Genomic DNA, 3,775 nt, shown 5'->3' on the forward strand with positions numbered 1-3,775 from the left:
CTGCGAGACAGGTGCCGGCGCGCGGAATGCCGGCGCGCGAGCGATGCCGGTGCGCGCACCGGGGGCTCCCGCCGGAGGAACCGCGGCGGCGCAGGCGCCCCCGCGCGCAGCGGCGAGCAGCGCACCCCGGATCGCACGCGGACGGAGGGCCGGGCAGCGGCATCCGCCCACACCGACCGTGCTGCCCGCCCCGATCGCGTCGCGAACACCGACCGCGGCACCCGCACCGCGCACGCCGATCGTGCTGCCCAGCCCGCACGCACGGGCGGGGCGCGCACGGCCGGACGCCGCGCATCGCACGCGGGCGGCGCGCCGAAGCTCATGGTGGGCTCGGTCGTGCGCCCGAACGGCGGCAACCGGCGCGGAGGCCGCTGACCGGCGCCCCCCGACACTCACAGGGCGGGTGCGGCCTTGACGGCCTCCACCACGCGAAGGGTCTCCCGCGTGCGCGCGTGGTCGGCCGCAGCATCCGCCCCGTTCACGAGCGCCACGAAGCGCTCGACCTCGTAGACCAGGTTGTTCTGCGCGCCCGGCAGGTCGTGCGCGGTCGTGGTTCCGTCCAGCAGCGTCACGCGCGCGGCCCGGGGCCGGGCGACGTGGTCGAACGCGAGCGTGCCCCGCTCGCCCTGCACCTCGTTCCACCGATCGGATGCCGTGATCTTCGAATACGACAGGTCCACCACGAGCCCCGGATAGACCGCGAGCGCCGCTCCCGCCCCGTCGGCTCCGGTCGCGAGCGCGACGCTCGCGCCGAGCACACGCTCGGGGGCCCCGAACAACTCGACCATCGCGGCGATGCAGTAGACGCCGAGGTCATAGGCCGCGCCGCCCGCAAGCGCCGGGTCGAAGATGTTGACGTGCTCGCCGGCGAGCACACGGTCGTAGCGCGCCGAGCGCTGGCTGTAGCCGAGCGAGGCGCGCCGCGGGGTGCCGATGCGGCGCAGCAGCGCGCGGAGCGCCTCGAAGCCCGGGTCGTAGACGTTGCGCATCGCCTCGAGCAGCACGACGCCCCGCGCGCGGGCGAGTTCGACGATCCCGTCCCACTCGGCCGCGGTCGCCACGGCGGGCTTCTCCACGAGCACGTGCCTGCCGGCGGCCAGCGCCGCCCGCGCCTGCGCGCAGTGCGCGCCGTTCGGGGAGGCGAGGTAGACGGCATCCACCGCGGGGGAGCCGAGAAGCGCGGCGAGATCGTCGGCGACGTGCGCGATGCCGTGCTCGCGCGCGTACCGTTCGCCGCGGGCGCGGTCGCGCGAGAACACCGTGGTGACCTCGATGCCATCCACGGCGGCGACCGCGTCGATGAGCCGCCCGGTGATCATGCTCGTGCCGATCGTGGCCAGTCCGATCACGCCGGTCCCCTTCCGTCGCCGCGATGCTATCGCGACGGGCCTCCGGTCCTGCGAACGGGCGCCTGTCCGGGCGGTCTCCCGTCTCGGATGTTCATAACTCAGGCTGGATCGGCTCTGCGGCCCGAAATCCGCCCGTAAGGGCGCGTTCTGCCTGAGTTATGAACAGATCGCGGCGACGACCCGCGGGATAATGGGGCGGTGGCATCCCCCCTCGCACTCCCCGGCTGGCGGCACGTCTACTCCGGCAAGGTCCGCGACCTGTACCTTCCCGCCGAAGGCCCGGAGGACCGCATGCTCGTGGTCGCCAGCGACCGGATCAGCGCGTTCGACCACGTGCTCTCCCCCGGCATCCCCGACAAGGGGGTGCTCCTGACCACGCTCAGCCTGTGGTGGTTCGACCGGCTCGCCGGAGCCGACGGCGGCCGGCCGATCCCGAACCACCTCCTCCCCGGGGAGGTCCCCGCCCCGGTCGCCGGTCGCGCGATGCTCGCGCGCCGCCTCGACATGCTCCCGGTCGAGTGCGTCGTGCGCGGCTACCTGACCGGTTCGGGCTGGGCCGAGTACCGCGAGCGCGGCACGGTGTGCGGCATCCCGCTGCCCGATGGCCTGGCCGACGGCGACCGGCTGCCCGAGCCGCTGTTCACCCCGGCTTTCAAGGCGCAGCTCGGCGAGCACGACGAGAACATCTCCTACGAGCGCGCCGTCGAGCTCGTCGGCGCCGAGCACGCGGCAGCACTGCGCGACCTGTCCCTGGAGATCTACGCGCGCGGAGCGCGCACGGCCGAGGAGCGCGGACTCATCCTCGCCGACACGAAGTTCGAGTTCGGCGTCGACGAGGACGGCATCGTGCGGCTGGCCGACGAGGTGCTCACGAGCGACTCGTCGCGGTACTGGGATGCCGCGGCCTGGGCCAACGGCGCGACACCGGCCGAGCGCATGGCGAGCTTCGACAAGCAGCCCGTGCGCGACTGGCTCGCCGCACGTTGGGACAAGGAGGGCACACCGCCGGAGCTTCCCACCGAGGTCGTGGCCCAGACCGCGGGCGCGTACCGCGAGCTGCTCGAGCGGCTCACCGCCTGAGGTCGAGGCACCCTCGCGGGGAGAGAAGGCACCCTCGCGGGGAGAGAAGGCACCCTCGCGGGGAGGGAGGGGCGGGGCCGCGTAGACTGGGAAGGTCCCTCCCCCGAGCGTCCCGGAGCATTGCATGCCCACCATCGTCGTCGACGTCATGCCCAAGGCCGAGCTGCTGGACCCGCAGGGCAAGGCCGTCTCCGGCGCCCTCGCCCGCCTGGGCATCGAGGGCTTCTCGGGCGTGCGCATCGGCAAGCGGTTCGAGCTGACCGTGGCATCCGCCGACGAGGCGACGCTGCAGACCGTCCGCCGCGTCGCGGACGAGATCCTCTCCAACGCCGTCATCGAGGACGTCGTCGGCATCGAGGTCATCGAGTGACCGTGCGCATCGGGGTCGTCACCTTCCCCGGATCGCTCGACGACGCCGACGCGCGTCGCGCGATCCGCATCGCCGGCGCCGAGCCGGTCGCCCTCTGGCACGGCTCCCACGATCTGCAGGGCGTCGACGCGCTCGTGCTCCCCGGCGGCTTCAGCTACGGCGACTACCTGCGCGCGGGCGCGATCGCAGCGCTCGCGCCGATCATGTCCGAGGTGAAGGATGCCGCCGGGCGCGGCATGCCGGTCCTCGGCATCTGCAACGGATTCCAGATGCTCGTCGAGGCGCACCTGCTGCCCGGCGGGCTGATCCGAAACGCCCACCAACAGTTCATCCGGCGCGACCAACGGCTGCGCGTCGAGAACGCGTCGACCGCGTGGACGAGCGGGTTCGAGACCGGCCAGGAGATCGTCATCCCGCTGAAGAACGCGGACGGGGGCTACATCTGCTCGGCCGACACGCTCGCGCGCATCGAGGGCGAGGGCCTCGTCGCCTTCCGCTACGTCGGGGTCAACCCGAACGGGTCGCTCGACGACATCGCGGGCCTCACGAACGAGCGCGGCAACGTCGTGGGGCTCATGCCGCACCCCGAGCACGCGGTGGAGCCGGGCTTCGGCCCGAACACCTCCGCGGCGATGCGCTCGGGCACCGACGGCCTGTCGTTCTTCACCTCCGCCGTGGCCGCGGTCGTGGGCGCCGCCGCGTAGCCCGCACGCTCCCGCCCCTCGCACCCCGCCCGCGAGCTCCCAGGCCTCGCACCCTGGCGCACGCTCCCGCCCTCGCGCCCTCGCTCTCGCACCCCGCCCTCGCCCGCGCCCCCCGCACGCGAGTCACTGCTCCAGGGGCGAGTCACTGTGCTGCAGCGCAGTGACTCGCGCGGGAAGGAGTGACTCGCGAACCGAAGCAGTGACTCGGGGCGGGCGGGCCGGGGCGGGCGGGCGGGGCTGGGCGGGCGAGGTAGGCCGGGGCGGGCGGGGCG

4 protein-coding genes and 1 pseudogene are annotated in these 3,775 nt (G+C 73.9%); 4 read left to right on the forward strand and 1 reads right to left on the reverse strand.

Going from position 1 to position 3,775, the window contains the following annotated elements; genetic code table 11:
• Positions 1–375, forward strand: a pseudogene (locus tag QM641_RS12720) (ATP-dependent helicase); the annotation flags it as partial.
• A 17-nt stretch (positions 376–392) separates the two neighbouring features.
• On the opposite strand, the gene QM641_RS12725 reads toward QM641_RS12720, so the two are convergent.
• Entirely contained in the window at positions 393–1,349 is a 957-nt protein-coding gene (locus QM641_RS12725) for a Gfo/Idh/MocA family protein (protein WP_415117055.1), read from the reverse strand.
• Between the two features lie 198 nt (positions 1,350–1,547).
• On the opposite strand from QM641_RS12725, the gene QM641_RS12730 reads away from it, so the two are divergent.
• The 3 genes from QM641_RS12730 to purQ all read left to right on the forward strand — a co-directional run bounded on the left by QM641_RS12730 (position 1,548) and on the right by purQ (position 3,503).
• Complete coding sequence (locus QM641_RS12730; RefSeq protein WP_415117057.1) at positions 1,548–2,429, forward strand: phosphoribosylaminoimidazolesuccinocarboxamide synthase; 882 nt, start codon at positions 1,548–1,550, stop codon at positions 2,427–2,429.
• A 124-nt stretch (positions 2,430–2,553) separates the two neighbouring features.
• Positions 2,554–2,799 (forward strand): phosphoribosylformylglycinamidine synthase subunit PurS, encoded by a 246-nt coding sequence (purS, locus tag QM641_RS12735; RefSeq protein ID WP_415117059.1) that lies wholly within the window; start codon positions 2,554–2,556, stop codon positions 2,797–2,799.
• Positions 2,800–2,801: 2 nt separating this feature from the next.
• Positions 2,802–3,503, forward strand: coding sequence for a phosphoribosylformylglycinamidine synthase subunit PurQ (gene purQ, locus QM641_RS12740; RefSeq protein WP_415117061.1), 702 nt, complete (start codon positions 2,802–2,804; stop codon positions 3,501–3,503).
• The last annotated feature ends 272 nt before the right edge of the window (positions 3,504–3,775 follow it).

The organism is Microbacterium sp. (assembly GCF_047605725.1).
In the GTDB taxonomy this organism is placed as follows: Bacteria; Actinomycetota; Actinomycetes; order Actinomycetales; family Microbacteriaceae; genus Microbacterium.

Excerpts from the sequence above, each read along its gene's own strand:
- purS (WP_415117059.1), top strand. The coding sequence starts at position 2,554 with ATGCCCACCATCGTCGTCGACGTCATGCCCAAGGCCGAGCTGCTGGAC.